30 protein-coding genes are annotated in these 26,423 nt (G+C 64.2%); 14 read left to right on the top strand and 16 right to left on the bottom strand.

Going from position 1 to position 26,423, the window contains the following annotated elements; genetic code table 11:
- Positions 1-2: 2 nt before the first annotated feature.
- Positions 3-521, bottom strand: a complete 519-nt coding sequence (gene tsaE, locus NFX52_RS09870) for a tRNA (adenosine(37)-N6)-threonylcarbamoyltransferase complex ATPase subunit type 1 TsaE (protein ID WP_055398600.1) — start codon at positions 519-521, stop codon at positions 3-5.
- A gap of 12 nt (positions 522-533) precedes the next feature.
- Here tsaE and queG point away from each other — a divergent pair, with 12 nt between their 5' ends.
- A complete protein-coding gene (gene queG, locus NFX52_RS09875; RefSeq protein WP_055398601.1) occupies positions 534-1,583 on the top strand; it encodes a tRNA epoxyqueuosine(34) reductase QueG in 1,050 nt (349 codons plus the stop codon).
- Positions 1,584-1,680: 97 nt separating this feature from the next.
- Here the strand turns inward: queG and NFX52_RS09880 are convergent, their stop codons facing one another.
- Together NFX52_RS09880 and NFX52_RS09885 are read right to left on the bottom strand one after the other, a co-directional pair.
- Complete coding sequence (locus tag NFX52_RS09880) at positions 1,681-2,358, bottom strand: GDSL-type esterase/lipase family protein (RefSeq protein WP_055398602.1); 678 nt, start codon at positions 2,356-2,358, stop codon at positions 1,681-1,683.
- Positions 2,355-3,260 carry an AEC family transporter gene (locus tag NFX52_RS09885; protein WP_252635620.1) on the bottom strand — a complete coding sequence of 302 codons (906 nt, stop codon included), beginning with the start codon at positions 3,258-3,260 and terminating at the stop codon, positions 2,355-2,357. The genes NFX52_RS09880 and NFX52_RS09885 overlap by 4 nt, the downstream gene beginning before the upstream one ends.
- A gap of 127 nt (positions 3,261-3,387) precedes the next feature.
- On the opposite strand from NFX52_RS09885, the gene NFX52_RS09890 reads away from it, so the two are divergent.
- The 3 genes from NFX52_RS09890 (at position 3,388) to NFX52_RS09900 (ending at position 6,359) form a co-directional block, all read left to right on the top strand.
- Positions 3,388-4,353: a tripartite tricarboxylate transporter substrate binding protein BugE gene (locus NFX52_RS09890; protein WP_252635621.1), complete on the top strand. Its 966-nt coding sequence runs from the start codon at positions 3,388-3,390 to the stop codon at positions 4,351-4,353.
- A gap of 79 nt (positions 4,354-4,432) precedes the next feature.
- A complete protein-coding gene (gene xerD, locus NFX52_RS09895; protein WP_055398605.1) occupies positions 4,433-5,332 on the top strand; it encodes a site-specific tyrosine recombinase XerD in 900 nt (299 codons plus the stop codon).
- Between the two features lie 61 nt (positions 5,333-5,393).
- Positions 5,394-6,359, top strand: a complete 966-nt coding sequence (locus NFX52_RS09900) for a Bug family tripartite tricarboxylate transporter substrate binding protein (protein ID WP_055398612.1) — start codon at positions 5,394-5,396, stop codon at positions 6,357-6,359.
- 66 nt (positions 6,360-6,425) lie between these two features.
- Here NFX52_RS09900 and NFX52_RS09905 read toward each other — a convergent pair whose 3' ends face one another.
- From NFX52_RS09905 to NFX52_RS09915, 3 genes are all read right to left on the bottom strand, one after another.
- Positions 6,426-7,706 carry an EAL and HDOD domain-containing protein gene (locus NFX52_RS09905; RefSeq protein ID WP_055398606.1) on the bottom strand — a complete coding sequence of 427 codons (1,281 nt, stop codon included), beginning with the start codon at positions 7,704-7,706 and terminating at the stop codon, positions 6,426-6,428.
- A gap of 81 nt (positions 7,707-7,787) precedes the next feature.
- A complete protein-coding gene (locus tag NFX52_RS09910) occupies positions 7,788-9,053 on the bottom strand; it encodes an EAL and HDOD domain-containing protein (RefSeq protein ID WP_055398607.1) in 1,266 nt (421 codons plus the stop codon).
- A gap of 184 nt (positions 9,054-9,237) precedes the next feature.
- Positions 9,238-10,041: a ferritin-like domain-containing protein gene (locus NFX52_RS09915; protein WP_207402145.1), complete on the bottom strand. Its 804-nt coding sequence runs from the start codon at positions 10,039-10,041 to the stop codon at positions 9,238-9,240.
- A gap of 110 nt (positions 10,042-10,151) precedes the next feature.
- Between NFX52_RS09915 and NFX52_RS09920 the strand changes: the two genes are divergently transcribed.
- The 3 genes from NFX52_RS09920 (at position 10,152) to NFX52_RS09930 (ending at position 12,441) form a co-directional block, all read left to right on the top strand.
- Positions 10,152-10,676 (top strand): gamma carbonic anhydrase family protein, encoded by a 525-nt coding sequence (locus NFX52_RS09920; protein ID WP_055398609.1) that lies wholly within the window; start codon positions 10,152-10,154, stop codon positions 10,674-10,676.
- Between the two features lie 54 nt (positions 10,677-10,730).
- A complete protein-coding gene (gene hslO, locus NFX52_RS09925; RefSeq protein ID WP_055398610.1) occupies positions 10,731-11,723 on the top strand; it encodes an Hsp33 family molecular chaperone HslO in 993 nt (330 codons plus the stop codon).
- Between the two features lie 229 nt (positions 11,724-11,952).
- A complete protein-coding gene (locus NFX52_RS09930) occupies positions 11,953-12,441 on the top strand; it encodes a CZB domain-containing protein (RefSeq protein ID WP_055398611.1) in 489 nt (162 codons plus the stop codon).
- Between the two features lie 61 nt (positions 12,442-12,502).
- Here NFX52_RS09930 and NFX52_RS09935 read toward each other — a convergent pair whose 3' ends face one another.
- The 6 genes from NFX52_RS09935 to pyrG form a co-directional block, all read right to left on the bottom strand.
- Positions 12,503-12,859, bottom strand: coding sequence for a hypothetical protein (locus NFX52_RS09935; protein ID WP_156358742.1), 357 nt, complete (start codon positions 12,857-12,859; stop codon positions 12,503-12,505).
- 250 nt (positions 12,860-13,109) lie between these two features.
- The gene (gene ftsB, locus NFX52_RS09940) at positions 13,110-13,388 is read right to left on the bottom strand and encodes a cell division protein FtsB (protein ID WP_055400879.1); all 279 of its coding nucleotides are present in this window, start codon (positions 13,386-13,388) and stop codon (positions 13,110-13,112) included.
- A 23-nt stretch (positions 13,389-13,411) separates the two neighbouring features.
- A complete protein-coding gene (gene eno, locus NFX52_RS09945; protein WP_055400881.1) occupies positions 13,412-14,698 on the bottom strand; it encodes a phosphopyruvate hydratase in 1,287 nt (428 codons plus the stop codon).
- Positions 14,699-14,804: 106 nt separating this feature from the next.
- Positions 14,805-15,095 carry a DUF1330 domain-containing protein gene (locus NFX52_RS09950; RefSeq protein WP_055400883.1) on the bottom strand — a complete coding sequence of 97 codons (291 nt, stop codon included), beginning with the start codon at positions 15,093-15,095 and terminating at the stop codon, positions 14,805-14,807.
- A gap of 3 nt (positions 15,096-15,098) precedes the next feature.
- The gene (kdsA, locus tag NFX52_RS09955; RefSeq protein ID WP_252635622.1) at positions 15,099-15,956 is read right to left on the bottom strand and encodes a 3-deoxy-8-phosphooctulonate synthase; all 858 of its coding nucleotides are present in this window, start codon (positions 15,954-15,956) and stop codon (positions 15,099-15,101) included.
- A gap of 15 nt (positions 15,957-15,971) precedes the next feature.
- Complete coding sequence (gene pyrG, locus NFX52_RS09960; RefSeq protein WP_055400887.1) at positions 15,972-17,627, bottom strand: CTP synthase; 1,656 nt, start codon at positions 17,625-17,627, stop codon at positions 15,972-15,974.
- A gap of 114 nt (positions 17,628-17,741) precedes the next feature.
- Here pyrG and coaBC point away from each other — a divergent pair, with 114 nt between their 5' ends.
- The 4 genes from coaBC to NFX52_RS09980 all read left to right on the top strand — a co-directional run bounded on the left by coaBC (position 17,742) and on the right by NFX52_RS09980 (position 20,605).
- Positions 17,742-18,965 carry a bifunctional phosphopantothenoylcysteine decarboxylase/phosphopantothenate--cysteine ligase CoaBC gene (gene coaBC / locus NFX52_RS09965; RefSeq protein ID WP_055400889.1) on the top strand — a complete coding sequence of 408 codons (1,224 nt, stop codon included), beginning with the start codon at positions 17,742-17,744 and terminating at the stop codon, positions 18,963-18,965.
- A 21-nt stretch (positions 18,966-18,986) separates the two neighbouring features.
- Positions 18,987-19,457, top strand: a complete 471-nt coding sequence (locus NFX52_RS09970; protein ID WP_238385701.1) for a hypothetical protein — start codon at positions 18,987-18,989, stop codon at positions 19,455-19,457.
- 2 nt (positions 19,458-19,459) lie between these two features.
- Positions 19,460-19,906: a dUTP diphosphatase gene (gene dut / locus NFX52_RS09975; protein ID WP_055400891.1), complete on the top strand. Its 447-nt coding sequence runs from the start codon at positions 19,460-19,462 to the stop codon at positions 19,904-19,906.
- Between the two features lie 195 nt (positions 19,907-20,101).
- The gene (locus NFX52_RS09980) at positions 20,102-20,605 is read left to right on the top strand and encodes an outer membrane lipoprotein (RefSeq protein WP_055400893.1); all 504 of its coding nucleotides are present in this window, start codon (positions 20,102-20,104) and stop codon (positions 20,603-20,605) included.
- A gap of 59 nt (positions 20,606-20,664) precedes the next feature.
- Here the strand turns inward: NFX52_RS09980 and NFX52_RS09985 are convergent, their stop codons facing one another.
- The gene (locus NFX52_RS09985) at positions 20,665-21,189 is read right to left on the bottom strand and encodes an FKBP-type peptidyl-prolyl cis-trans isomerase (protein WP_055400895.1); all 525 of its coding nucleotides are present in this window, start codon (positions 21,187-21,189) and stop codon (positions 20,665-20,667) included.
- Positions 21,190-21,243: 54 nt separating this feature from the next.
- On the opposite strand from NFX52_RS09985, the gene NFX52_RS09990 reads away from it, so the two are divergent.
- The 3 genes from NFX52_RS09990 to NFX52_RS10000 all read left to right on the top strand — a co-directional run bounded on the left by NFX52_RS09990 (position 21,244) and on the right by NFX52_RS10000 (position 23,372).
- Entirely contained in the window at positions 21,244-22,368 is a 1,125-nt protein-coding gene (locus tag NFX52_RS09990; protein WP_055400897.1) for a JmjC domain-containing protein, read from the top strand.
- A gap of 26 nt (positions 22,369-22,394) precedes the next feature.
- Positions 22,395-22,916: a hypothetical protein gene (locus tag NFX52_RS09995; protein ID WP_055400899.1), complete on the top strand. Its 522-nt coding sequence runs from the start codon at positions 22,395-22,397 to the stop codon at positions 22,914-22,916.
- Between the two features lie 201 nt (positions 22,917-23,117).
- The gene (locus NFX52_RS10000) at positions 23,118-23,372 is read left to right on the top strand and encodes a hypothetical protein (RefSeq protein ID WP_082437568.1); all 255 of its coding nucleotides are present in this window, start codon (positions 23,118-23,120) and stop codon (positions 23,370-23,372) included.
- A 133-nt stretch (positions 23,373-23,505) separates the two neighbouring features.
- On the opposite strand, the gene NFX52_RS10005 is transcribed toward NFX52_RS10000, so the two are convergent.
- The 3 genes from NFX52_RS10005 to dapA all read right to left on the bottom strand — a co-directional run bounded on the left by NFX52_RS10005 (position 23,506) and on the right by dapA (position 26,412).
- The gene (locus NFX52_RS10005) at positions 23,506-24,288 is read right to left on the bottom strand and encodes an MBL fold metallo-hydrolase (RefSeq protein WP_055400901.1); all 783 of its coding nucleotides are present in this window, start codon (positions 24,286-24,288) and stop codon (positions 23,506-23,508) included.
- Positions 24,289-24,378: 90 nt separating this feature from the next.
- Positions 24,379-25,470, bottom strand: coding sequence for an NlpB/DapX family lipoprotein (bamC, locus tag NFX52_RS10010; RefSeq protein WP_082437569.1), 1,092 nt, complete (start codon positions 25,468-25,470; stop codon positions 24,379-24,381).
- Between the two features lie 45 nt (positions 25,471-25,515).
- Complete coding sequence (gene dapA / locus NFX52_RS10015; RefSeq protein ID WP_055400903.1) at positions 25,516-26,412, bottom strand: 4-hydroxy-tetrahydrodipicolinate synthase; 897 nt, start codon at positions 26,410-26,412, stop codon at positions 25,516-25,518.
- Positions 26,413-26,423: the final 11 nt, after the last annotated feature.

Below are 26,423 nucleotides of genomic sequence, written 5' to 3' on the forward strand. Positions count from 1 at the left end.
TCTCAGAGTGCTTGCAGCAAGGCACGTCCGATGGGGGTATGGGCGTGCACGGTGACTTTCCTTTCGGTGTCGTCGATTGCTTCAATGTGGATAGCAAGGTCCGCAAGCGGGGTAAGCGCTGCAGCCTTTTCCGGCCATTCTGCCACCTTGAGACCGGGGTTGGCAAAAATGTCCCTGAAACCCGCATCCTCCCACTCGCGTGGGTCGTCAAAACGGTAGAAGTCGAAGTGCCAGATCAAGAGGCCCGGCGCCTCGTGCGGCTCCACCACGGCGTAGGTGGGGCTCTTGATGCGGCCCTCTACGCCCAGCGCGCGCAGCAAGTGGCGCACCAGCGTGGTCTTGCCCGCGCCCAGGTCGCCGTGCAGGGTTACAAAGGCATTGGCCAGCAGGGGCTGCGCGGCAAGGCGCTGCGCGAAGGCGGTGGTGTCGTCCTCGCTGTGCCAGGTGAAATGGCGCGCAGTTTCGGCAGCAGCATGGTTGCCGCTTTCTACAATCTGGCCGGTATGTGGTGCAACAGTCAACTCGTTCCTCAAATGCAGGAGTGGGCCCGCGAGCTGGGATTTTCCCAAATCGGCGTGGCGGGGGTGGACTTGTCTGCGGCAGAGCCCGGGCTTGAGGCCTGGCTGGCGCAGGGCTTCCATGGTGACATGCATTACATGGCATCCCACGGCATGAAGCGCGCACGCCCGGCCGAGTTGGTGCCCGGCACGGTGAGCGTGATCACGGCGCGCATGGATTATTTGCCGCGCGATACCGCGATGGATGCGCCCGAAGGCTGGCAGACGGCGGAGCTTTCGCGCCTGCAGCGCCCGCAGGAGGGCATCGTCTCCGTCTACGCCCGGGGCCGGGATTATCACAAGGTGCTGCGCGCGCGCCTGCAAAAACTCAGCGACCGCATCGCCGAGGCCATCGGCCCCTTTGGCCACCGCGTGTTCACCGACTCGGCCCCCGTGCTGGAAGCGGAGCTGGCCGCGCGCAGCGGCCAGGGCTGGCGCGGCAAACACACGCTGGTGCTCAGCCGCGAGGCGGGGTCGATGTTCTTCCTCGGCGAGATCTATGTGGACATGGCCCTGCCCGAAAGCGCGCCCGTCACCGCGCACTGCGGCAGCTGCAGTGCGTGCATTGACGTGTGCCCCACGCAGGCCATCATTGCGCCGCACCGCGTTGATGCGCGGCGCTGTATCTCGTACCTCACCATCGAACACGCCGGGCTCATCCCCGTGGAACTGCGCCCGCTGATGGGCAACCGCATCTACGGCTGCGACGACTGCCAGCTGATTTGCCCCTGGAACAAGTTTGCCCAGGTGAGCCGCCTGCCGGACTTTGACGAGCGCAAGGGCCTGGCGGGCCAGCAGCTGGTGCACTTGTTTGCGTGGGACGAGCCGACCTTTTTGCGGATGACCGAAGGCGGCCCCATCCGCCGCATTGGCCACGAGCGCTGGCTGCGCAATGTGGCTGTGGCGCTGGGCAATGCGCTGCGGGCGACGGGCGACGAGGCGGTGCGTGCTGCATTGCAGTCCCGCGCCGACGACACCAGCGAGCTGGTGCGCGAACATGTGGTCTGGGCGCTGAATTTTGAATGAAATTGGCATCTAGCGCTTGATGGATAAGCGCGAAAAGCTATCAAAATAAGAGCATTGGTGCCAGCTTTGCTGGGGCGTGTTGCTTTTGCTCTTGCGGCTACCGCGCCAGCAAACCTGTGTCTTTGAGGGTCAACACCAGCCCCTGGGTAAATTCTTCATACCCCGCAGCATTGGCATGGATCTGGTCCGCCCGCAGCCGCTCCTGCCCCAGTACACCCGACCAGCCTTTGCTGTGCAGCGGCACTTTCAGTTCGCCGGCGATCTCTTCGTACATCGCGTGGTCGCTCAGGCGGCCTACCGCCGCCAGCATCGTCAGCTCGGGCACCGCCACCAGCAGCACCTGTGCGCCGCTGGCCTGAGCATCGGCGCAGATCTGGCGGATGTTGCTGCGGGTGGCGGTGGCGCTTTGGCGGCGCAGAAAGTCGTTGCCGCCAATGCTCACGATCACCAACGCCGGCTTGTGCTTTTGCAGTAAACCCGGCAGGCGCGCCAGCGCATCGCCCGAGGTGTCACCCGAAATGCCACCATTGACCACCTTCCAGCCTGTCAGGCGTGCCAGCACGGCCGGGTAGGCGGTGTCGGCCGAGGCACCCACGCCCGATGTCAGCGAGTCGCCCAGGGCCAGCACGGTGGCATCCGGCGGCAACGATTGCGCGCGCGGGGTTTTGCGCCCGCAGCCCACCAACGGCACGAGCGCCAGTGCCCCCAAGCTTGCCATCAATGCGCGGCGGCTTGCCAAGGCGTCGGAACCCAGGGCTCTGCGGGCATCGGTCATCGGAGAAACCCCAGCGCAAACGGCAGGCTGACCATGCCCAGCAATGTGGAGAGCGTCACCAGCCCGGCCACATACGGCCCGTTGTAGCCCATGCGCGCTGCCAGCACATAGCAGGTAGAGGCAGTGGGCAGGGCCGAGAAAGCGAGCAGCATGGTGGTCTGCACGGCATTGAGCCCAAACAGCCGCGCCATCGCAAACGCCAGCAGGGGCTGCACCAGGTGCCGGATGGACAACACCGCCACGCTCAGCGCCTTGCCGCGCGAGAGCAGGCCAAACTGCAGGCCTGCGCCCGCCGCCATCAGCCCCAGCGCGAGCGACGCCGCACTGATGCGGCCGACCGTGGGGCTGGCCCATTCCGGAATCTGAAAGCCCAGGAGGTTGGCCACCAGGCCCGACACCGTGGCGACGATGAGCGGGTTGCGCACCAGCTCGCGCGCAAAGCTGTGCTGGCCATGCCGCGCCATGGGCCACACGGCCGCCACGTTGAACAGCGGCACGCACACGCCGATCAGCACGGCAATCATCAGCAAGCCCTCAGCGCCCGCCAGGCGCTCGGCAATGGCCAGGCCAATGAACGAGTTGAAGCGGAACGCCACCCGCGCGCTGGCCGCGTGGTCGCGTGCGTCGATGTGTTGACCCAGCCAGGGCCAGTGCGGCAGGCTGTAGGCCAGCGCAATGCCCGTGATGCCCATGGTCAAGCCCGCAGCGATGAGGCCAGACGCAGCGCCGATGTCCACCGGGCTCTTGACGATGGACTGGAACAACAGCACGGGAAAGAGCAGGTAGTACACCAGGCTCTCCACGGGCTGCCACACCGAGCGGTTGAGGGCGGTGTACCGGCAGATCAGGTAGCCGCAAAGGATGAGGGAGAAGTCCGGGATCAGGAGCTGGGCGTAGTTCACGCACCGAGAATACTTGATGCGGGGCAAGTTCTTCGGGTTAGCCCTTATGTGGAATCCGCAGGGCTCCAAGGCAGCCATTGCGCATACCATCAGCGCTGTTTGTTACCCCCGCTCGAAGGAGAACTCCATGCATCGTCGTCAATGGCTCGCGCTGACCGTACTGGCTGCCGCCGCAGGCACCGCAGCCGCCCAGGGCTACCCCAACAAGGTGATCAAGCTGCAGGTGCCGTTTGCACCCGGTGGCACCACCGACATCATTGCGCGCGTGATCGCCGACCCGCTGGGCAAGGCCCTGGGCCAGAGCGTGATCGTGGAGAACAAGGCCGGTGGCGGCGGCATCGTGGGTGCTGCGGAAACGGCACGCTCGGCCCCAGACGGCTACACGCTGGGCGTGGCCACCGTGTCCACCACGGCCGCCAACCCCGCCATCAACCCCAAGACCCCGTACAACCCGCCGACGGACTTCACGCCCATCATCAACATTGCGGCCACGCCCAATCTGATTGCCGTGAACCCCAGCTTCCCCGCCAAGGACTACAAGTCGTTTGTGGCCGAAGTGCAGAAGAACCCCGGCAAGTACTCGTATGCATCGTCGGGCACGGGCGGCATTGGCCACCTGCAGATGGAGCTGTACAAGAGCCTGTCCAACACCTTCGTCACGCACATCCCCTACCGCGGTGCGGGCCCGGCGCTGAACGACACCGTGGCCGGCCAGGTGCCGATCATCTTTGACAACATTCCATCCGCGCTGCCCTTCATCAAGGACAACCGCCTCGTGGCCATCGCTGTGGCCGCGCCACAGCGCGTTGCCGCACTGCCCAATGTGCCCACGTTCAAGGAACTGGGCCTGGAGCCCGTGAACCGCATGGCCTACTACGGCATCCTGGGCCCCAAGGGACTGCCCAAGGACATCGTTGACAAAATCAACGCCGCCGTGCGCACCGCACTGCAAGACCCGGCCGTGAAGAAGCGCATCGAAGACACCGGCTCCATCGTGGTGGGCAACACGCCCGAGCAGTTTGCCGAGCAGATCAAGGCCGAGTTCGCGGTCTACAAGCAGGTGGTCGCCAAGCAGAAGCTGACGCTGGAATAAGCAAGCGCCGTATTCCATACTTCTCAGTCAAAGCCGCTCGTTGCCACGGGCGGCTTTTTTACGTGCTATCGTTTTTTGCATGCTTGCCACCAGCCTGACCGCCATCGACACCTTTGTGGACGCCCTGTGGCTGGAGGACGGGCTTTCGCGCAACACGCTGGCCGCCTACCGGCGTGACCTGACGCTGTACGCGCAGTGGCTGGCCGACCAGCAGCCTCCGCTGGCGTTGGACGGCACGGCCGAGCACCATCTGCAGGGTTACTTCGCCGCCCGGCATGCGCAGACCCGCGCTACGTCTGCCAACCGGCGCCTCACGGTGCTGCGCCGCTACTTTCACTGGGCGCTGCGGGAGCGGCGCATCACGGTTGACCCTACGGTGCGGCTGCAGGCAGCACGCCAGCCCCTGCGCGTGCCCAAGGCCTTGTCACAGGCGCAGGTGGAAGCCCTGCTGAATGCGCCAGACGTCGGCAACCCGCTCGGGCTGCGTGACCGCACCATGCTGGAGCTGATGTACGCCAGCGGCCTGCGCGTGACGGAGCTGGTCACGCTCAAGACCTTTCAGCTGGGCCTGAACGAAGGTGTGCTGCGGGTCATGGGCAAGGGCAGCAAGGAGCGGCTCGTGCCGTTTGGCGAAGTGGCCCGCCAGTGGCTGGACCGCTATCTGCAGGAAGGCCGCAGCGCCATCCTGGGCGGGCAGCAGACAGACGACCTGTTCGTCACCCAGCGGGGCAGCGGCATGACGCGGGTCATGTTCTGGGTCATCGTGAAGAAATGGGCGCAGGTGGCGGGCATCACCGTGCCACTGTCGCCCCACACGCTGCGGCACGCGTTTGCCACGCATCTGCTCAACCACGGTGCAGATTTGCGGGTGGTGCAGTTGCTGCTGGGCCACGCCGATATTTCCACCACCACCATCTACACCCACGTGGCGCGCGAGCGGCTCAAATCGCTTCATGCGCAACACCATCCGCGCGGGTAGCGCAGGCGCCCTGGTTGTGGTGCCCCTGCGGATACACGCCCTTTCACCCAAGGAAACATTCATGAAAAAACTATTTATCGGCGCGTTGCTGCTGAGCACGGTCACCCTGGCCATGGCGCAGGCCTGGCCCACGGCCAAACCGATTCGCATCGTGGTGGCCTACCCCGCTGGCGGCGTGAGCGACACGGTGGCCCGAGCGCTGGCCGACAAGCTGGCTGTGCAGCTCGGCACCCCTGTGGTCATCGAGAACAAGGCCGGTGCGAGTGGCAGCCTGGGCGTGGATGCGGTGGCCAAGGCGGCTCCCGACGGCTACACCCTGGGCTTTGCGGCGGTGAGTCCGCTGGCGCTCAATCCGCACCTGGGCAAGTCGCCGTTCGATCCCCAAAAGGACATTGCACCGGTCGTGAGCGTGATGTATTCACCCGTGCTGCTGCTGGGCACATCCGCCAGCAAGGCGGCGGATTTCAAGGACCTCATCGCCACCGCACAGGCCAAGCCGGGGGCTGTGCGCTGGGCGACCTCGGGGCAGGCGTCGCTGGGTCACATCATGCTGGAGCAGATCATGGGCAAAAGCCAGGTGCAGATCACCCATGTCCCCTACAAGGGCGGCGGCCAGCAGATGAACGACGCGCTGGGCGGCCAGTACGAGGTGTTGTCCTCCAACGCGGGCCCTGCCGTGCTGCAGCACATCAAGGCGGGCAAGCTCAAGCCGCTGGCGGTGGGCGCACCAGCGCGGCTCGACTCGCTGCCCCAGGTGCCCACGCTGGCAGAGCTGGGCCAGCCTGCAGCCAACCTGTCTTCCCTGTTTGGCATCTATGCGCCAGCGCAGACGCCTGTGGCCGTGCTGGAGCGCATCAATACCGAGGTGAACAAGGCGCTGGCCCTGCCCGACATCCGCAACAAGCTCGAGGCCACGGACAACGTACCGACCGGTGGCACGGCTGCCGAATTCGCGCGCCAGATTGCGCAGGAGTCGGAGAACAACGCGCGCATCATCCGCGCGGCGGGTATCCAGGGAAATCAATGACTGCCTGAAAAACCACGGGCCCTGGATGACCAGGGCCCGTGCAGGCAAAGGTGTTTCTGGGACGAATCAGTCTTCGTTGAGGCTCTCGGCCCAGGTCAGTGCCTGCAGGTGGGCCCAGTTGACCTGGCGATTGGACAGGTGCAGCGCATCGGCGTTCTTGGCAAAGGCCACTTCGTCGCCGCTTTCGCAGGCCTTGGTCAGTTCCAGGAAGGGCGCGAACACACCGGTGCCGCGCAGCAGGGCGTCCATCACGGGCTCGGGCAGGGCCACGGATTCGAGCGCCTTTTCAATCGGAACCCCCAGCATGGTGTCCAGCAGCGAGAACACACCCACCACAAAGGCGTTGTCACATTCTTCGGGTGGCAGCAGCTCGGCGGCCAGCAGCTCCATCAGGCGGCCGCGCACCACGGCGGTCTGGCCCACGGCGGGGGGCGCGCCGCCGGCGCGGGACGTGGTCATGAGCAAGGCCGCCCAGCGAAACAGCTTCTTGAGGCCCAGGATCATCACCGCATGGCGGAACGAGGTGATCTCGCACGACAGGCCAAAACCGGAGGAGTTGATGAAGCGCAGCAGGTTGAAAGACAGCGTGGGGTCTTTCTTGAGCAGATCTTCGATCTCGGCCGTGCTGGCCTGTTTGCGCACCAGGTTGATGAGCTGGATGATCGTGGCCTGCGAGGGGCGGATGGTGGTGGCCTTCACCAGCGAAGGCTGGGCAAACCAGTAGCCTTGGAAGAGCTTGACGCCCAGGTCGCGCATCAGCTCGTACTGTTCGGCGGTTTCCACCTTTTCGGCCACCAGCGTGGCCTTACTGTGGGTGGTGGAGAACTTGACCAGCGGCCCTGCCAGTTCAGGCTTGAAGGCCTGCATGTCGAGCTTGATGAAGGAGGCCATGGGCAACCAGCTGGTGTAGGCACGCTTGAGGGCCTGCTGGTCGAACGCCAGGCGAAAACCGCGCGTGCGCAGGGCTTCCAGTGTGGGGATGCGGCCTTCGATCTCCTCGGGCGTGGCGCCGTCGGGCAGAGGGGGGACTTCCAGCACCACCTTTTCGGGGTGGATCAGTTCCAGGTGGCCGCCCGAGAGGCTATCGTGCGTGCAGTTGATGAACACCGTCTTCTTGCCGACCAGGGCCTCGGTGCCGGCGTACGACAGGGCGTTGAACAGCAGGGCCGCATCGCTGGCCGCAGTGTGGGCGTCGGAGGCGGTGGACCGGTCAAACAGCTCATAGCCATAGACGGCGCGGCTTTCGTCCACGATGGCCTGGCGCGCAATGATGGCGATGTTCTCGTCTACAGGGTCAACCGCAGGCGATGCAGCTTCGGGGGCGTCTTGTTCAGGTGTGGTCGACATGGGGTCTGCTGGAGTGATGTGCTGGGGTCTGCAATGATTCTAGACCCGCACGCGGCGTGCGCCTATCTATCAATGTGGGGTTCAGTCGGTGAGTTGGTCGGCCCAGGCCAGGGCCTGCAGGTGCGCAAAGTTGATCTGCTGGCTGGTCAGGTGCAGCAGGCCCGCCGTGCGGTCGAACACCACATCGTCGCTGGATTCGCAGGCTTCGGCCAGGGTCAGCAGGTCTCCCAGGAAGCCTTCTCGCCGCAGCAGCGCCGCCGCCACAGGCTCGGGCACGTTGAGCAGGCCGAGCGCGGATTCCATGGGCATGGACAGCATCACGTCCAGGAGCGAGAAGATGCCCACGACGAAGGCCTGGTCTGCTTCTTCGGGGGGAAGGGTTTCGAGTGCCAGCAGCTCCATGAGGCGGCCCCGCACCACGGCGGTCTGGCCCACGGATGACGGAGTACCGCCCGTGCGCGAGGCAGTGAGCAGCAGCGCCGCCCAGCGGAACAGCTTTTTCAGGCCCATGAGCATCACGGCCTGGCGGAAAGACGTGATCTCACGCGACAGACCAAAACCCGCCGAGTTGATCAGGCGCATCAGGTTGAAGGCCAGGCCAGCATCTTTCTTGAGCGTTTCTTCGATGTCGTCGGTGCTGGCCTGTTTGCGCACCTGGTTGATGAGTTCGATGATGCTGGCCTGCGACGGGGTCAGCAGCTTGGCCTCGACCAGCGCGGGCCGTGCGAACCAGTAGCCCTGGAACATCTGCACGCCCTGGCTGGAGACCATGTCGTACTGCTGAGCAGTTTCCACCTTTTCCGCGATCAGTTCGGCCTGGCTGTGGCGCCCGGCGTAGCTGATCAGCACGGCCAGCTGGTCGGGCGCCAGCACCGAAAGATCCAGCTTGATGTAGTCCGCCAGCGGCAGCCACGGGGCATACGCGGACTGCAACACCGTGTGGTTGAACGCCAGGTGAAAGCCCCGGTCGCGCAGCTCGGTCAAGATAGGCAGGCGTGTGGCGACTTCTTCGGCCGCAGTGTGGCCCAGTGGAGGAATTTCGAGCACCACCTTGTCGGGCTCCACGAGTTCGAGGTGGCCACCGGAAAGGCTTTCATGCGTGCAGTTCACGAAGATGAGCTTTTTGCCCACCAGCTCTTCAGTGCCAGCGTGCGAAAGGGCGGTGAAGACCAGGATCACGTCGGTGGCGGCCGTGTGTGCGGCGCCGCTGCGCGAGCGGTTGAACAGCTCATAGCCGACCACCACCTGCTGCGCATTCACGATGGCCTGCCGCGCGATCATGGCGACCGAGGACTGGTTGCCGGAGGGCGGTGCGGTGGGAGTGCCGGGGGCAGTGGGTGAAGTCATGGAGGGAGTATCGAAGAAAGAGGGGCGAGTGTCAGCGGGCGGGGCTGGCGCGGCAAATTGTAGGAGCCGCTGCGGGCGCGCGCTGTAACCAGGAATTCAGACAGGGCTTGCATACATCGGGATGCGCCAGCCTTCTCGCCCTGGGACTGGCCGCTTGACGGAGCCTTTTTTTGCGCAAGCCATGTCAGATCTGCTGGAGCCAGCGCAGCTCGTTGTCAGTGAACCCGGCCTTGCGGCGGGCGGCTTCGTTGAACGGGGGTTTCAAGCGGGGGGCTTCGTACTGCTTGACCAGGGTGCCATAGTGGATTTCAGGGTCTACCCCCTGGCGCTCGCACAGCCAGCGGTACCAGTGGTTGCCGATGGCCACATGGCCCACCTCGTCGCGCAGGATGATGTCGAGAATACCCACGGCGGCCAGCGCATCGGGCGTGCCCACTTGGCGCAGCTTGGCCTGAATCTGCGGCGTGGCGTCCAGCCCGCGCGCCTCCAGGGTGCGCGGCACCAGCGCCATGCGGGCCAGGATGTCGTGCTGGGTCTTCTCGCACATCGTCCACAGGCCCTGGTGGGCCGGGAAGTCGCCATAGTCATGGCCCTGGCTGCGCAGGTGATCGCGCAACAGGCGAAAGTGCCGGGCCTCTTCCCCAGCGACCAGCATCCAGTCGGCGTAGTAGCTGCGGGGCATGCCGTCAAAGCGCCATACCGCGTCGAGTGCCAGATTGATGGCGTTGAACTCGATGTGCGCAATGGCGTGGATCAAAATGGCGCGCCCCTGTGGAGTGGCCGGCGAACGGCGGGCGACGTCGGTATGGCGAAGCAGCTCCGGCCGCTCGGGACGGCCAGGCAGTGCACTGGCGTCGGATGGGGGAGTGGGGGATTGTTCTGCTATCGAAAGAGTAGCTGATTGCGCTTGCAGGTCAAGCGCTGCGGCCGCTTTTTGTTCAGGGTCTGCAAGGCACAAGACCTGCAGTGCACGGTGGCGAAGCTCCATCCTTACAATTCTAGGCCCTGCCATGCGGAACACGGCGCACGCTTTGTAACGTCTGGCGACTTCCCTGGGCCTGTGCAAACGCTGGCCTTTCCTCTTTTTTGGAGTGGTGCATGGCGATTTACGAACTCGATGGCATGGTGCCCCAGTTGGCGGCATCGGCCTGGGTGGCGGACAGTGCCCAAGTGATGGGCAATGTGGTGCTGGGCGAAGACGCCAGCGTCTGGTTCGGCACGGTGATCCGCGGCGATACCGAGACGATCACCATCGGCGCTGGCTCCAACATCCAGGATGCCAGTGTCTTGCATGCAGACATCGGCAAGCCACTGGTGGTGGGTGAGCGTGTGACGGTGGGCCACCAGGTCATGCTGCACGGCTGCACCATCGGCGACGAATCACTCATCGGCATTGGCGCCGTGGTGCTCAACGGCGCCAAGATCGGCAAGCATTGCCTGGTGGGCGCGGGCGCGCTGGTGACCGAGGGCAAGGAGTTCCCGGATGGCTCCATGATCATCGGCAGCCCAGCCAAGGCAGTGCGCGAACTGACCCCCGAGCAGATTGAAGGCCTGCGCCAGAGCGCCCAGCACTACATCGACAACGCGCGCCGCTATCACAGCGGCCTGCACAAGCTCGCCTGAGCGTCGGCAACCATTTTTCGTTGCTGCCGTCCACTTTTCTCCTGGAACCCCTGCGTGTCTGAACTCCACAAGTTTCTTTTCGACGGCCTGCCCGTGCGCGGCATGATCGTGCGCCTGACCGATGCCTGGACCGAAATCCTGTGCCGCCGCGCCAGCAACACCAGCACGGGTGCCTACCCTGCGCCCGTGAGCGAGCTGCTGGGCGAGATGGCCGCCGCCGGTGTGCTCATGCAGTCCAACATCAAGTTCAACGGAGCACTGGTGTTGCAGGTGTTTGGCGATGGCCCCGTAAAGCTCGCCGTGGCCGAAGTGCAGTCGGACCTGAGCCTGCGTGCCACGGCTACCGTGAACAGCGAGGTGCCAGAGGGCGCAGCCCTGAGCCAGATGGTGAATGTGGGCGGTGGCGGCCGCTGCGCGATCACGCTCGACCCCAAGGACCGCCACCCGGGCCAGCAGCCCTACCAGGGCGTGGTGCCGCTGTATGGCGACCGCCACGAGAAGCTGGAGCGCCTGTCCGACGTGTTGCAGCACTACATGCTGCAGTCCGAGCAGCTGGACACCATCCTGGTGCTGGGCGCCAATGACCAGGTGGCTGCGGGCCTGTTGATCCAGCGCATGCCGATCAAGGGCGAGGGCAATTTGGCCGCAGGCCTCACGCACCGCGAGAACGAAGACCAGATCGGCCACAACGAAGACTACAACCGGATCGCCCACCTGGCTGCCAGCCTCACGCGCGAAGAGCTGCTGAACCTGGACGTGGACACCATCCTGCGCCGCCTGTTCTGGGAGGAAAAGCTGCTGCGCTTCGAGCCCCAGCAGGGCGCCAGCGGCCCGCGGTTTGCCTGCACCTGCAGCCGTGAACGTGTGAGCAACATGCTGCGCAACCTGGGCGTCGAAGAAGCCGAGAGCATCCTCTCCGAACGCGAAGACATCGAGGTGGGCTGCGAGTTCTGCGGGCAGCAGTACCGCTTTGACGCGGTCGATGCCGCGCAGATTTTTGTGCCACCCACCGTCAGCCAGCCGCCCGGACCCACCGGCATCCAGTAGGGCATCTGGTAGGTCTTCCGGCGCCCGTCGCAGCCACGGCTGCCTGCGCTCCACGGGCCAGCCGGCGTGCCGGGCGGATGACCATCGTTGACAATCGCACGCGCTTTATCACGCTGTGCGCCCCTAAGATGTCGCCTTCCACACGGCAGGTTCTCTGCAAGGCCACCCCAGGGGCAGGCCCGCAGCCGCACCGCTTTCTTGGTGTGGTGCTGCAAGTGCAAGAGGAGCTATGGGGTTACTACGCCGTGTGTTTGGGGGTGCCCGGGGGCAAGAGGCTGTGCCTTCCCTGGAGCTGTGCGACAGCAGCCGGGCTTCCGGCACGCAGGATTCGCTGCGCGCGGACACCGTACTGGCGGCCCTCGACATCGACGCCGCCATCAATGCCCACGAGCGCTGGAAAACCCATCTCATGGACTACCTGGAAGGCCGTACCACCGAGGGTCTGGACCCTGCGGAGGTGCGCCGCAGTGACCGGGGTGCCCTCGGGCGCTGGCTGCATGGGGTGGGCGGTGAATTGCTGGGCGACCAGGCTGCGTATGCGGTGCTGATGGCACGCCACCAGTATTTCCACGAACAGGCAGCGATGCTGGTGGAGCTGGCCCAGCAGGGCGAGTGGGACAAGGCCGTGCAGGTGCTCCATGGCGGCTACCGCTATGGCTCCAGCCAAGTGGTGCTGCTGCTCAAGGAGCTCAAGCGCGGTCTGGTGCAGCAGGCCTGATCTCATCCCTCTACCTCCATCCCCTCCACGTTGTTTGGGGATATGCCTCGGGTCGCGGGTTTTAGGTGGAGCCTGTGTCCCGCCCCATCAGTGCAGTGAAGAGTCGGTGTTCGCATTCGGGATCACTGCATTTTTCGCAGTTCCAGGCGCGCAGGCGGGGCGCTGTCCGGGTACTGGAGCCAGAATCTGAATCGAAATTGCCTCTGGCGCTTGATGGGTATGTGCTAGAAGCTATGTTTTTTATAGCATTCAACGCATTGGCAATGCGCTGCTCACCGTGGCCATACACAACGCGATAGCCCATACCCAGCTGGGTCAGATCCGCACGCAAACGTGCATCGGCGGCTTCCTGTGCGGCCCGCTCGCTGGTGGGGCAGGGCAGATCCAGCCCCATGAGCAGAATCAGGCTGGCATCCACGACCCCCTCAGAGGGCAGGCCAGGGTTGCAGAGAATTTGCGCGGAGCCGGGGGCAAGTTGCGCGTGGAGCGCATCGCGCAGCGCCTGGGCCCCGGTGCCGGGCGCGCCGAGGAGAACAAGGGTGGGCGGGAAGGGCACGGTGGCAGGGGGGGCAGAAGGTGGGGCGTCGTCCCCAATCCACCATCAAGACATCCGAAGGGCAGCTTTTGGGGGCCGGGGCACTGAACCCCGGAGGGGCGAGCACAAGGACTCAGCGTGGCGTGAACTGCACGTAGACCTCGTTGGGCTTGACCATGCCCAGTTCGCTGCGCGCCTTTTCTTCCACCATGTCGAGCCCTTCCTTGAGGTCATGCACCTCGGAAGACAAGCGCTCGTTGGCCTGCTTGGCCTGGTCATTGGCCGCCTTTTGCACATCGATTTGCCGCTGCATCTCGTTGACGCGCGGCACGCTGCCCCGCCCGAGCCAGAGCTGGGCGTGCAGCGCTGCCAGCAGGGCCAGCAGGATCACAGGCACAAGGCGGGAGCCCATGGCTCGCTCGGGCTGGATGGGGATCAGCGCAGGTTATAGAACGCAGCGCGGCCGGGGTACTGAGCGATTTCACCCAGGTCTTCCTCAATGCGCAGCAGCTGGTTGTATTTGGCGATACGGTCCGAGCGGCTCAGCGAGCCGGTCTTGATCTGGCCCGCATTGGTGCCCACGGCGATGTCGGCAATGGTGCTGTCTTCGGTTTCGCCCGAGCGGTGCGAGATCACGGCGGTGTAGCCTGCGCGCTTGGCCATCTCGATGGCGGCAAAGGTTTCGGTCAGCGTACCGATCTGGTTGATCTTGATCAGGATCGAGTTGGCAATGCGCTTGTCGATACCTTCCTTCAGGATCTTGGTGTTGGTCACGAACAGGTCGTCACCCACCAGCTGCACCTTGTCGCCCAGGCGTTCGGTCAGGTGTTTCCAGCCGTCCCAGTCGCCTTCGTGCATGCCGTCTTCGATGCTGATGATCGGGTACTTGTCCACCCAGGCCGCCAGCATGTCCGTCCACTGCTGGGCGGTGAGTTTGAGGCCGCCTTCGCCTTCCAGCACGTAGTGGCCGTCCTTGTAGAACTCGCTCGCGGCGCAGTCCAGGCCCAGGGCGATCTGCTCGCCTGCCGTGTAGCCAGCGGCTTCGATGGCCTGCAGGATGAGGCGGATGGCCGCTTCGTGGTTTTCAACGCTGGGGGCAAAGCCGCCTTCGTCGCCCACGGCAGTGCTGATGCCCTTGTCATGCAGGATCTTCTTCAGGGCGTGGAACACTTCGGCGCCCCAGCGCACGGCTTCGCGGAACGTGGGAGCGCCCACGGGGATGATCATGAACTCTTGCAGGTCCAGGCTGTTGTTGGCGTGCGCGCCGCCGTTGATCACGTTCATCATGGGCACGGGCAGTTGCACGCTGCCCATGCCGCCCAGGTAGCGGTACAGGGGCAGGCCGGACTCTTCGGCGGCAGCACGGGCCACGGCCATCGACACAGCCAGCATGGCGTTGGCGCCCAGGCGGCTCTTGTTCTCGGTGCCGTCGAGGTCGATCAGGGTCTTGTCCAAAAAGGCCTGCTCGGAGGCATCCAGGCCCAGCACGGCTTCGCTGATCTCGGTGTTGATGTATTCCACGGCCTTGAGCACACCCTTGCCCAGGTAGCGGCCCTTGTCGCCGTCGCGCATTTCAATGGCTTCGCGGCTGCCGGTGGATGCGCCCGACGGCACGGCGGCCCGGCCCATCACGCCCGATTCGAGCAACACGTCGCATTCGACGGTGGGGTTGCCGCGGCTGTCCAGAATTTCGCGACCGACGATGTCAACGATGGCACTCATGGTTTTCCTTTTGCAGAAGTTTTAAATCAAATCATGCTCTGGTGCAGGTGATATATGCGCCAGCAGCTATCAATTAGTGAGCGAGTATCGCGGGTGCGTTCAGCGTTCAGACGCCTTCGACGCAGACCATGCGCATGATGGCTGCGCCTTCGCGAGCGGCCTTGGCTTTCTGGTACCCGGGTGTGTCGTAGAAGGCGCGCGCGGCCTCGAAGCTCGGGAACTTGAGCAACACGGTGCAACCGGGATTCCAGTCGCCTTCCAGCACTTCCACCTTGCCGCCGCGAATGCACACCTCGGCGCCGTGCGTCTGCATGGCCAGCGTGCTCCACTTTTTGTACTCTTCGTACTGCTCAGGGTTGGTGACGGTGACGGATGCGATGACGTAACCACTGCTCATGTCTCAAGCTCCAAAGTTGTTTTCGAGGAATCCGTTTTTCTTGGTGACATCGTCCAGAGCCACCAAGGTCTCCAGCAGCGCCTTCATGTGCTTGAGCGGCACGGCGTTGGGGCCGTCCGACCAGGCCTCGGCGGGCTTGGAGTGGGTTTCCATGAACAGCCCCGCCACGCCCACGGCGACACCGGCGCGGGCCAGCACGGGCACCATGTCGCGCGCCCCACCACTCACGGCGCCCAGGCCGCCGGGCTTTTGCACCGAGTGGGTCACGTCGAACACCACAGGGGCGCCGGAGTTGCGCATTTCTGCCAAGCTGGTCATGTCTGCGACGAGGTTGTTGTAGCCAAAGCTCACACCGCGCTCGCAGGCCAGGAAGCGGTCTTCCGACAGGCCCACTTCGGCAGCTGCAGACCGGGCCTTGTCGATGACGTTCTTCATGTCCCAGGGCGCGAGAAACTGGCCCTTTTTGATGTTGACTGGCTTGCCGCTTTGCGCCACGGCGCGGATGAAATCCGTTTGGCGGCATAGGAAGGCAGGCGTTTGCAGCACATCGACCACGCTCGCCACCTCGGCCACATGCGAGGTGTCGTGCACGTCGGTCAGGATGGGCAGCTGCAGCTGGCGGCGCACTTCATCAAGGATCTTGAGGCCAGAGTCGATGCCGACGCCGCGCTTGCTGGTGCCGGAGGAGCGGTTGGCCTTGTCGAACGAGCCCTTGTAGATCAGCGGAATGCCCAGCGGCGCGCAGGCTTCCTTGAGCTGGCCCGCGACGTCGAGCGACATCTCCAGGCCTTCAATGGAGCAGGTGCCTGCGATCAAAAAGAAGCGCTGGTTCAGGCCAACGTTGAATCCGCACAGCTGCATGGGCTTTCCTTTCGATCAGGCTTTCGCCGCTTTCTGGTGTTCCACAGCAGCCTTGATGAAGGCATTGAACAGCGGGTGGCCGTTCCAGGGCGTGGACTTGAACTCGGGGTGGAACTGCACGCCGATGAACCAAGGGTGCACGCTTTGCGGCAGCTCCACGATTTCGGTGAGTTCTTCACGCTGGGTCAGCGCCGAGATCACCAGGCCCGCCTTGCGCAACTGGTCCAGGTAGTTCACGTTGGCTTCGTAGCGGTGGCGGTGGCGCTCGGTCACCACATCGCCGTAGATGCTGTGGGCCAGCGTGTCCTTGGACACGTCCGAGCTCTGCGCGCCCAGGCGCATGGTGCCGCCGAGGTCCGAATTTTCATCGCGCTTCTTGATCGTGCCGTCCGCATCCTTCCACTCGGTGATCAGCGCGATCACGGGGTGAGGCGTGGTGGGGTCGAACTCGGTGCTGTTGGCGTTGGCCAGGCCTGCCACATGACGGGCGTATTCGATGGTGGCCACCTGCATGCCCAGGCAGATGCCCAGGTAGGGCACCTTGCGCTCACGGGCAAACTGCGCCGTGGCGATCTTGCCTTCCACACCACGCTGGCCGAAACCACCGGGCACCAGAATGGCGTCGTATTTGGCGAGCTTGGCGGCTGCGTCGGCGCTGTCGATGGTCTCGGAATCGACATGGTCGATCTTCACGCGCACATGGTTGCGCATGCCCGCGTGGCGCAGGGCCTCGTTCACCGACTTGTAGCTGTCCGACAGGTCCACATACTTGCCGACCATGGCGATGGTGACTTCGCCCTGGGGGTGTTCGGTTTCGTACACCAGGTCGTCCCAGCGCTTGAGGCTGGTGGGCGGGGTGTTCAGGCGCAGCTTGTCGCAGATGAGGCCGTCGAGGCCCTGTTCGTGCAACATCCGGGGCACCTTGTAGATGGTGTCCACATCCCACATGCTGATCACGCCCCATTCGGGCACGTTGGTGAACAGCGAGATCTTGGCGCGCTCTTCTTCAGGGATCCGGCGGTCGGCGCGGCACAGCAGGGCGTCGGCCTGGATGCCGATCTCGCGCAGCTTCTGCACGGTGTGCTGGGTGGGCTTGGTTTTCAGCTCCCCCGCTGCAGCGATCCAGGGCAGGTAGGTCAGGTGCACGAAGGCTGCGTTGTTGGGGCCCATGCGCAGGCTCATCTGGCGCACGGCTTCCAGGAACGGCAGCGATTCGATGTCACCCACAGTGCCGCCGATTTCGACAATGGCCACGTCCACGGCATCCGGCGTGCCGATACCGGCGCCGCGCTTGATGAATTCCTGGATTTCGTTGGTGACGTGGGGAATGACCTGCACGGTCTTGCCCAGGTAGTCGCCGCGACGTTCCTTCTCCAGCACGGACTGGTAAATCTTGCCCGTGGTGAAGTTGTTGGTTTTCTTCATGCGCGTTTCGATGAAACGCTCATAGTGGCCCAGATCCAGGTCGGTTTCTGCGCCGTCGTCGGTCACGAAAACCTCGCCGTGCTGAAACGGCGACATGGTGCCCGGGTCTACGTTGATGTAGGGGTCAAGCTTGATGAGGGTGACTTTGAGTCCCCGCGATTCGAGGATCGCGGCAAGGGAGGCTGAGGCGATTCCCTTACCGAGGGAAGACACCACACCGCCGGTGACGAAGACAAATTTGGTCATGTCTGAAGGGGGCCTCTCGCGAGAGGTCTCCTGGTGGTGGGAAATTGGGATTATAGATGGCACCCCGGCGACACCCCGCCGGGCAGGGTCACCCCCGTCTGCTAAATTCGCCCCATGAATGAGCTTGTTGGCAAACACATTGTTCTGGGTCTGAGCGGGGGCGTGGCTTGCTACAAGGCGGCTGATCTGTGCCGCCAGCTCATCAAGGAGGGCGCCACCGTGCAGGTGGTGATGACCGAGGCGGCTGAACAATTCATCACGCCGGTCACCATGCAGGCGCTGTCTGGCCGCACGGTGTACGGCTCGCAGTGGGATGCGCGCGAGCCCAACAACATGCCCCACATCAACCTGAGCCGTGAGGCCGACGCGATCCTGATAGCGCCATGTAGCGCCGATTTCATCGCGCGGCTGGTGCAGGGCAGGGCGGATGAGCTGCTCAGCTTGCTGTGCCTGGCCCGCCCTGCGCAGCGGGTGCCGTTGCTGCTGGCTCCGGCCATGAACCGCGAGATGTGGGCCCATCCGGCCACGCAGCGCAACCTGGCCCAGGTGGCGCAGGATGGCGCGGTGGTGCTGGGTGTGGGCAACGGAGACCAGGCTTGTGGCGAGACTGGCGATGGCCGCATGCTTGAGCCTGTGGAGCTGCTGGAAGAGTTGATTGCCTTCTTCGCGCCCAAGGTCCTGGCGGGGCGCAAGGTGCTGGTGACGGCGGGGCCCACTTTTGAGGCGATCGATCCCGTGCGTGGCATCACCAACCTCTCGAGCGGAAAGATGGGTTTTGCCATTGCCCGTGCGGCCCGCGAGGCCGGTGCCGAAGTCACTTTGGTCGCTGGGCCTGTGCATGTGCCCACGCCACGTGGGGTGCAGCGTGTGAATGTGCAGTCGGCCCAGGAGATGCTGGCGGTTGTACAGCGCCATGTGCAGGCGGCGTCGGTGTTCGTTGCCACCGCTGCCGTGGCGGACTGGCGGCCCGCCAGCCAGTCCTCCCAGAAAATCAAGAAAGACGGCTCGGGCCAGACACCGACCCTGGGTTTCGTGGAAAACCCCGACATCCTGGCCATGGTCGCGAAGTCATCGCATGCCCTGGAGGGTGATCTCTTTTGCGTCGGTTTTGCTGCTGAAAGCCATGATCTGCTGGCCCACGCCACGGCCAAGCGTGCGCGCAAAGGGGTGCCGCTGCTGGTGGGCAACATTGGCCCTGCCACCTTTGGGCAGGATGACAATGCCCTGCTGTTGGTGGACGCCCAGGGGCACCGCGAGCTGCCCCGGGCTTCCAAACGGGTGCTGGCCCAGCAGCTGATTGGGGAGATTGCGGCGCGGTTGCCGCCTGTGGGTTCTTAGAGGTCTTTGCCGGGAGGCCGTATGAAGACTGGTGCCACCAAGCCTGAATGGGATACGCCGCCCGATGGCGACTTTGCACGCTACGTGGAACGGCTGACCGCGCCTGCACCTGCCAGAGGTGTACAGGCTCCAGCCCCTGGCTCCACCACCGCCCAGAAGCCCGCTGGGGCGGGTGGGGTGCGCCCGGCGCCCCAGTCCGGTCCGCCGGATCTCGCTCTGGTTCTGAAGCCTTTGCTGGGCGTTGTGCGTGCGGTGCGCGCCGTGCTGCTGGTGTTGATTGCCTTGCACGGGGTGGCGCTGTTCATGTTCAGTCAAGGGTCTTTGCCGGGGCTCGCGGTCATGGCGGCCATCTGGTGGGGGTTGGGGCGTTTGATCGACGTGGCTCCCAAGGCCCTATCATCCGCAGCCTTCGGGGCCGCGTCTGGCGTGGAGCCCTTGCAGGAGCGGCTGCGGCAAGTGGCCCAGCAGCGCACAACTGGAAAGAAGAAATAGCCGTGAAGATTGACGTGAAGATTCTGGATCCGCGCATGGCGGACCAATTGCCCACCTATGCCACACCCGGCAGTGCGGGCCTGGACCTGCGGGCCTGCCTCGATGCGCCGCTCACCCTGCAGCCGAATGCCTGGCAACTGGTGCCCACCGGCATTGCCGTCTACCTCAAAGACCCCGGGTACGCCGCGCTGATCCTGCCGCGCTCGGGTCTGGGCCACAACCATGGCATCGTGCTGGGCAATCTCGTGGGCCTGATTGACAGCGACTACCAGGGGCAGCTCATGGTGAGCGCCTGGAACCGCAGCAGCACCGCATTCACGCTGGAGCCCATGGAGCGGCTCGCCCAGCTGGTGATCGTTCCGGTGGTGCAGGCGCAGTTCAACGTGGTGACTGAGTTTGCAGCGACGGAGCGGGGCGAGGGTGGCTACGGGTCAACCGGGAAGGCCTGAGCACCGGGCTGAATGGGGTCGGGGCAGGTTGGGGTTGTAAGACGCCGCTTACCTTTGGATGGGTTTGTTACTGACGCAGGCGCAGCCCCTGCGTCTACGGGACAGGGGGCTGGGGCGTTGTTCCAATCTAGGTATGCGCACCTAGGCCGGATTCCCTGCAAGCCGTGTGCACCCCCTGACTTTAGGAGTACGAAAATGCTGCAAATTACCCGTTCTTTCGCCATCGCTGGCGCCGTGGTCCTTGTGGGCTCGTTGGCCGCCTGCGGCCACAACCGATCGGCCCCTGCGCCACAATATTCGGGGGGCTACTCGGGCGGCTACCAAACGGCGCCGGCCTACCCGAACAATCCGGCCGGCACGGAGTACGGTCGGGTTTCCAATATTGAGGTGCTGCAGGGGCGGTCGCAAGGCCAGACCTCCGGGGCTGGTGCCGTGATCGGCGCCGTGGTGGGAGGGGTTCTGGGCAACCAGATTGGCAAGGGCTCCGGTCGTGCGGCCGCCACCGGCGTGGGCATTGTTGGAGGCGCTGTAGCAGGCAATGCCATTGAGGGCCGCAACAACAGCCAGGAAGTACAGGGCTACCGCCTGTCGGTGCAACTCGATCACGGCGGCTACCGCGTCTATGACGTAAGCAGCCCCGGCGATCTGCGCATTGGCGACCGTGTACGCCTGTACAACGGCCAGATTTCACGCCTTTAATCGACCATTCGGGCTTGGCTAGGCTCTGAAAACCGTTCAGGGCCTTCCTTTCGCCCAGCTCAGTGGAGCAGGTTATTGCCAGGCGCCCGCGGCTGTACCCGAAAAAAGCCTGTGCCGGCGCTGCCCCGGCCAATTTCCTCTTCGGTGGCTTCCCGCACGGCCTGTACGGTCAGCTGCAAGCGCAGCGCAATCCCCGCCAATGGGTGATTGCCGTCCAGGACCACATGCTCAGGATAGATCTCCGTGACCGTGTAGAGCCCCGTACGGGGGGCATCGGGATTGCAGCCCTCGGGCAGCGCGGCGCCGTCAAACGTCATTCCCTCTTCGATCTCTGCCGGAAAAAGATCGCGTGGCTCCAGGAACAGCAATTGGTCGTTGAAGTCACCAAACGCATCTTCGGGCTCCAGGTGCAGTGCCAGCGTGGCACCGGGGCCGTGGCCTTGAAGAGCCTCTTCGATGCGGGGTAGAAGGTCGTCGCCGCCCACCAGAAACTCTACGGGATCGTCGAGCACATCCAGTTCTTCGCCAAGGGTGTCTTTCAGTGTCCAGGTCAGTGCGACCACACATTGTTGGGTAATTTCCATAGGAGAATTGTCGCAGTTTGACCAACGGCTCCGCAAAGGGGCAGACCAGTTCCCATGGATATCCAGCAACCCCTTACCCTGCTCGGTGGCCTGACCCCCGCGCAGTTCATGCGCCGCCATTGGCAGAAGAAGCCCTTGCTGGTGCGCCAGGCCATTCCCCAGTTTGCTCCCCCTGTGTTGCGGTCGCAGCTGTTCGCGCTGGCCGCCCAGGAGGGCGTGGAGTCCCGCCTCGTGCAACTGGCCAAAGGGGCGTGGAAGCTGCGCCATGGACCCTTTCAAAGGCGTGCCCTGCCTGCGCTCCAGCAGCCCGATTGGACTTTGCTGGTGCAGGGCGTTGACCTGCACAACGACGCCGTGCATGCGCTGATGCAGCAGTTCCGGTTTGTGCCGGAGGCGCGGCTTGATGACCTCATGATCAGTTATGCGTCCGACGGCGGTGGTGTGGGCCCGCATTTCGACAGTTACGACGTCTTTCTGTTGCAGGCCCACGGAACGCGGCGTTGGCGCATTGGCCGCCAGAAGGATCTCACGCTGCGCGAAGGTATTCCCCTCAAAGTGCTGGCGCAGTTCGAGCCTGAAGAGGAGTACGTGCTGGAGCCGGGCGACATGCTGTACCTGCCGCCGCGTTATGCCCACGATGGCATCGCCGAGGGCGAATGCATGACTTATTCGATCGGCTTTAAGGTGCCGTCGCGCGCCGAACTGGGCCAGGAATTGTTGGTGCGCCTGGCCGAGGATGCTGCGGATCAAGACAAGCCCCTGCTGTACCGTGATGCCCAGCAGGAAGCTGTGTCCCAACCTGCGGCCATTCCGGCGGGTCTGCAGGACTTCGCGCGGGATGCCTTGAGCCGCGCACTGGCGCAGCCCCTTGTTTTGGAGCGCGCACTGGGGGAATATCTGACAGAGCCCAAGCCGAATGTGTGGTTTGAGCCTGGTGATACAGGCGTGATGCTGGAAGGGGTGCGCCTGGACCGCCGCAGCCGCATGATGTACGACACACACCATGTGTTCATCAATGGCGAGAGCTACCGTGCAGCAGGCCGCGATGCAACGCTAATGCGCCGCCTGGCTGACGAACGCCAGCTGACCGCCCGCGAGCTTGCGCGCGCCAGCGACGACGCGCTGGAGCTGCTGTCGTCCTGGTGTGATGCGGGCTGGGCCCATGTCTGGGCTGGATAGGCCGAAGCACCCCAGGAGACACCGCCATGACCGAGACTTCTGCCACTTCCCCTGATTCGCCGCCCGATCTCCCGGTGGGCCGTTTCAGCGGCCGTGAAGCGTTTCAGCAAATGGTGCGCGATGCGATTGCCACGGCCGCCCGGGATGGCTGGAAGGAAATTGTGATCAGCGATGCGAATTTCCATGACTGGCCCCTGGGCGAACGCAGTGTGGTGGAGGCCTTGCAGGATTGGGCCCATGGAAGTCGGCGTTTCACCATGCTGGCGTGCAGCTACGATGATGTGATCCGTCGGCACGCGCGTTTTGTGCGTTGGCGGGGCACCTGGGACCACATCATCAATTGCCGTCGCAGCCCGGCGGCTGATCCCCTGGATATTCCCAGTGCATTGTGGTCCCCGCAGTGGGTGATGCAACGGCTGGACCCGGAGCGGTGCGTGGGGGTTGCAGGCTTTGAACCAGATCGCCGTGTGCTGCTGCGCGAGACGCTCAACGAATGGGTGCGCAGCAAAAGCACGCCCGGTTTTCCCGCATCGACGCTGGGGTTATGAGCAAAATGCGCGCTTTGCGCCTTGTCAATTGGGCGTAAAGGTTTCGTCAGTGTTAGTCTGTATTGACTAAATACCAATATAATCAGCGGCTGCGCCGAAAAGGTGCAAGCCAAGCGCATTGTGCCAAAGCGTACCGGGGCTTCCAAAAAGCCTGACGCCGTGGCTTTTCAAGATTCTGTCTGTCCAACTAGGAAAATCGAAATGAAGAACTCTCTCGTTCTGGCCGCCCTGATCGCTGCTGCTGCACTCGCCGCTTGTGGCAAGAAGGAAGAGCCCGCTCCTGCTCCAGCACCAGCTGCCGTGGAAGCCCCAGCTCCAGCACCCGCACCAGCTCCTGCCGCTTCTGAAGCCGCTCCTGCCGCTTCCGACGCTGCCTCGGCTCCTGCTGCCGATGCTGCCAAGGCTGCCGCTGACGCTGCTGCCACCGCTGCTACTGGCGCTTCCGCAGCCAAGTAATTCGCTGCAGGCTGCAGCAGGTTGCAAAACCTGCTATCGACCGAGAGCCCCGCACCGCAAGGTCGGGGCTTTTTCTTTTTTGGGGCGTTTTCCTTCCCCGGAGTTGGTCGTTTGCGGCGTGACCGGAGTCACTTCATCCTGCAACTGCAAGCCAGGGCGTTCCCACCGTTGGGCTGGCGACGGTGATTTCCTCGGCGGACCACTCCAGCGCAAGGCCTAGCGCCTGTTGAGCGAGGCTGGGTGCATTGTTCTGTGCGCTCAGGTGGGCGGCCACCACACGCTGCAGGCCAGGGTGCCGCACGGCACGCAGGATGTCGGCTGTCGCAAAATTGGCCAAGTGCCCATACGGTCCCCCGACGCGGCGTTTCAAGAAGGTCGGATACCGGGATGCTTCGAGCATTGCGGGGTCGTGGTTGGCTTCAATCATCAACGCATGGCAGCCTTGTAGTTGCTGCAGAACATGGTCGCTGGCGTGGCCCAGGTCGGTGAGCACACCCAGGTGGGATGCGCCGTCCGAGCAGCGCAGCTGCAGCGGCTCGCGCGCATCATGGGGCACCGTGAAGGGCAGGGCGCTGAAGGTGCCGAGGTCCAGAGCCTGCATGTCGTGTGCGATACGCAGCATGCCATCAAAGTCGGGGGCTCCGAGGGCGGCATAGGTGCCCTGGCTCATCCATACCGGGATGCGGTAGCGCACGGCCACGGCCAGTGCACAGCCGATGTGGTCCGAGTGTTCGTGGGTGATGAAGACGGCATCCAGGTCTTCGATCTGCAACTGCGCTTGCGCCAGGCGGGTCTGCAGTTGCCGGATGCCGAATCCGCAATCGATCAGCAGGCGGCGTACCTGTGTGCCGCTGCTGCCTTCCACCACCGTGGCGTTGCCCGTGCTGCCGCTACCCAGGTTCTTGAAACGCAGCATGTCGTGGTCGAAGGCGCTTGCCGCGCAGCACCTCTGTAGCCTGGACCCCGGGCCCAGGCAGGGGGAACGAAGAGGCGCGCGGTTCGTCGCTTATTTCAGATCGTCGGCAATCACGCGGACGATGCGCTCGGCATTGGCGGACGATTCGGGGACGCCGGCTTCGTTGAGCACCGATACCGTGGTGGACTCCCCTTGGCTGCGTACCAGAATGCGGTACTTGAGTGGAGGTGTGGCGTTGGACGAGCTGAAGAGTTTGCCGAAGAACCCTGGCTCCTTCTTCTCGGCATTGGGAGCCACATAGCGCACAAAGTAGGTGCCTTCATTGCGATTGCGGTCTTCCACCGTGAAGCCGGTGCGGTCCAGGGCCAGGCCGATGCGGCGCCAGGCGCGGTCAAAACCCTCGTCAAGCTGGACCACGGGTTTGTTGTCCACCGTGGCCATGCGGGCCGACTGAGCGCGTGGGGCAGGGGCCGCAGCCACTGCCTTGGACTGCTCTTGGCTCACGCCCAGCTTGACCATCAGGCGGCGCAGGAATTCGGTTTCGAGTTCCGGGTCGGAAGGGCGGGGTTGCCACACGGTGCTGTCTTTGGAAACGTTGCCGTAGACCTCAATCATGCCGCGGTGGGTGATGTAGATCTCGGTGCCGCCATTGGCGTTGCGCTCCAGGCGCGTGCGGAACTTGTCGCGTTCACCGGTGGAGTACAGCGAGTCGAGCAGCTTGCCCAGGGTCGAGCGAATGAAATCCTGCGGCAGCTTGGCGCGGTTTTCGGCCCAGTCGGTTTCCATGATGCCCACGTTGGCGTCTGCCTGCGCCAGGTTGAAGCCGCTTTCCTGCCAGAAGTCGCGCACGGGTTCCCAGAGCTTGTCGGCCGGGCGGTTGACCACCAGCCAGCGCTGGTTGCCGTCGCGCTCGATGCGCACGTCGCCCAGTTGCAGGGCTGCGGCGTTGGCGGTGCCCGATGGCTGAGCAGCCTGGCCGGCCTGCATGGCGGCGGCCGAGACGGCGCCGCCTGGGACGTTGTAGCGTGAATCACGCGACAGCTGGGTCAGGTCTGGCGGGACTTCCAGGGTCGAGCCTTTGGTCGCGCTCTTGTAGTCGATCTTGTCGCCCTCCAGGGCGGCACAGGCAGACAGGGCCATGGCAAGGGCCAGCAGGCTCAGGCGGGTGGTAGCAGCTTTCACGCGGAAATCCTTGGAGAGTGTCTCGGGGAGCGGGCGCAGCCCGGATTAGATCAGGCCGCTGGTGCGCAGCGCAGATTCGACCACAGCCTCGTTGCTGGTGGTCAGCGGCGTCATGGGCAGGCGCATCGTGCCACCGCACAGGCCCATGCGGGCCATGGCCCACTTGACCGGGATGGGGTTGGCTTCGACGAACAGGTTCTTGTGCACCGGCATCAGCTTGAACTGGATTTCCATGGCCCGGCGTGCATCGCCCGCCAGGGCAGCCACACACAGTTCGTGCATCAGGCGCGGGGCGACGTTGGCCGTCACGCTGATGTTGCCGTGGCCTCCGCACAGCATCAGCGCCACAGCGGTCGGGTCGTCGCCCGAATACACACCAAAGCCCTTGGGCACATCGCGGATGAGCCACTGGGCGCGTTCGATATTGCCGGTGGCTTCCTTGATGCCGATGATGCCGGGCACCTGGGTCAGGCGCAGCACGGTGTCGTGTTGCATATCGGCCACCGAGCGGCCGGGCACGTTGTACAGCACGATGGGCAGGTCGCCCGTGGCTTCGGCAATCGCCTTGAAATGCTGGAACTGGCCCTCTTGCGTAGGCTTGTTGTAGTACGGCACGACCTGCAACTGGCTGTCGGCCCCCACGCCGCGCGCGAACTTGGCCAGCTCGATGGCTTCGGCGGTGGAGTTGGCGCCACAGCCCGCCATGATGGGCACGCGCTTGGCAGATTGCTCCACGGCCACGCGAATGATCTCGCAATGTTCTTCGACGTTGACGGTGGGCGACTCGCCCGTGGTGCCCACCACGCCGATGCAGTCGGTGCCTTCGGCAATGTGCCAGTCGATCAGTTTGCGCAGGGCCGGGTAGTCCACGCTACCGTCCTCGTGCATGGGAGTGACGAGGGCGACGATGCTGCCGGTGAGAGCGACGGAGGAAGAGGTCATGTCCGCAGTGG

It is taken from the genome of Acidovorax facilis, assembly GCF_023913775.1.
Taxonomy (GTDB): domain Bacteria; phylum Pseudomonadota; class Gammaproteobacteria; order Burkholderiales; family Burkholderiaceae_C; genus Acidovorax; species Acidovorax facilis.

Excerpts from the sequence above, each read along its gene's own strand:
- NFX52_RS09950 (WP_055400883.1), bottom strand. The coding sequence starts at position 15,095 with ATGAGCAGTGGTTACGTCATCGCATCCGTCACCGTCACCAACCCTGAG.
- NFX52_RS09915 (WP_207402145.1), bottom strand. The coding sequence starts at position 10,041 with ATGGAGCTTCGCCACCGTGCACTGCAGGTCTTGTGCCTTGCAGACCCT.
- ftsB (WP_055400879.1), bottom strand. The coding sequence starts at position 13,388 with ATGGGCTCCCGCCTTGTGCCTGTGATCCTGCTGGCCCTGCTGGCAGCG.
- NFX52_RS09970 (WP_238385701.1), top strand. The coding sequence starts at position 18,987 with ATGAAGACTGGTGCCACCAAGCCTGAATGGGATACGCCGCCCGATGGC.
- NFX52_RS09930 (WP_055398611.1), top strand. The coding sequence starts at position 11,953 with ATGGGGTTACTACGCCGTGTGTTTGGGGGTGCCCGGGGGCAAGAGGCT.
- queG (WP_055398601.1), top strand. The coding sequence starts at position 534 with ATGCAGGAGTGGGCCCGCGAGCTGGGATTTTCCCAAATCGGCGTGGCG.
- dapA (WP_055400903.1), bottom strand. The coding sequence starts at position 26,412 with ATGACCTCTTCCTCCGTCGCTCTCACCGGCAGCATCGTCGCCCTCGTC.
- NFX52_RS10005 (WP_055400901.1), bottom strand. The coding sequence starts at position 24,288 with ATGCTGCGTTTCAAGAACCTGGGTAGCGGCAGCACGGGCAACGCCACG.
- xerD (WP_055398605.1), top strand. The coding sequence starts at position 4,433 with ATGCTTGCCACCAGCCTGACCGCCATCGACACCTTTGTGGACGCCCTG.
- kdsA (WP_252635622.1), bottom strand. The coding sequence starts at position 15,956 with ATGCAGCTGTGCGGATTCAACGTTGGCCTGAACCAGCGCTTCTTTTTG.
- coaBC (WP_055400889.1), top strand. The coding sequence starts at position 17,742 with ATGAATGAGCTTGTTGGCAAACACATTGTTCTGGGTCTGAGCGGGGGC.
- eno (WP_055400881.1), bottom strand. The coding sequence starts at position 14,698 with ATGAGTGCCATCGTTGACATCGTCGGTCGCGAAATTCTGGACAGCCGC.
- NFX52_RS09880 (WP_055398602.1), bottom strand. The coding sequence starts at position 2,358 with ATGACCGATGCCCGCAGAGCCCTGGGTTCCGACGCCTTGGCAAGCCGC.
- pyrG (WP_055400887.1), bottom strand. The coding sequence starts at position 17,627 with ATGACCAAATTTGTCTTCGTCACCGGCGGTGTGGTGTCTTCCCTCGGT.
- NFX52_RS09980 (WP_055400893.1), top strand. The coding sequence starts at position 20,102 with ATGCTGCAAATTACCCGTTCTTTCGCCATCGCTGGCGCCGTGGTCCTT.
- NFX52_RS09905 (WP_055398606.1), bottom strand. The coding sequence starts at position 7,706 with ATGTCGACCACACCTGAACAAGACGCCCCCGAAGCTGCATCGCCTGCG.
- NFX52_RS09995 (WP_055400899.1), top strand. The coding sequence starts at position 22,395 with ATGACCGAGACTTCTGCCACTTCCCCTGATTCGCCGCCCGATCTCCCG.
- NFX52_RS09900 (WP_055398612.1), top strand. The coding sequence starts at position 5,394 with ATGAAAAAACTATTTATCGGCGCGTTGCTGCTGAGCACGGTCACCCTG.
- NFX52_RS09990 (WP_055400897.1), top strand. The coding sequence starts at position 21,244 with ATGGATATCCAGCAACCCCTTACCCTGCTCGGTGGCCTGACCCCCGCG.
- NFX52_RS09910 (WP_055398607.1), bottom strand. The coding sequence starts at position 9,053 with ATGACTTCACCCACTGCCCCCGGCACTCCCACCGCACCGCCCTCCGGC.
- NFX52_RS09920 (WP_055398609.1), top strand. The coding sequence starts at position 10,152 with ATGGCGATTTACGAACTCGATGGCATGGTGCCCCAGTTGGCGGCATCG.
- NFX52_RS10000 (WP_082437568.1), top strand. The coding sequence starts at position 23,118 with ATGAAGAACTCTCTCGTTCTGGCCGCCCTGATCGCTGCTGCTGCACTC.
- NFX52_RS09985 (WP_055400895.1), bottom strand. The coding sequence starts at position 21,189 with ATGGAAATTACCCAACAATGTGTGGTCGCACTGACCTGGACACTGAAA.
- NFX52_RS09890 (WP_252635621.1), top strand. The coding sequence starts at position 3,388 with ATGCATCGTCGTCAATGGCTCGCGCTGACCGTACTGGCTGCCGCCGCA.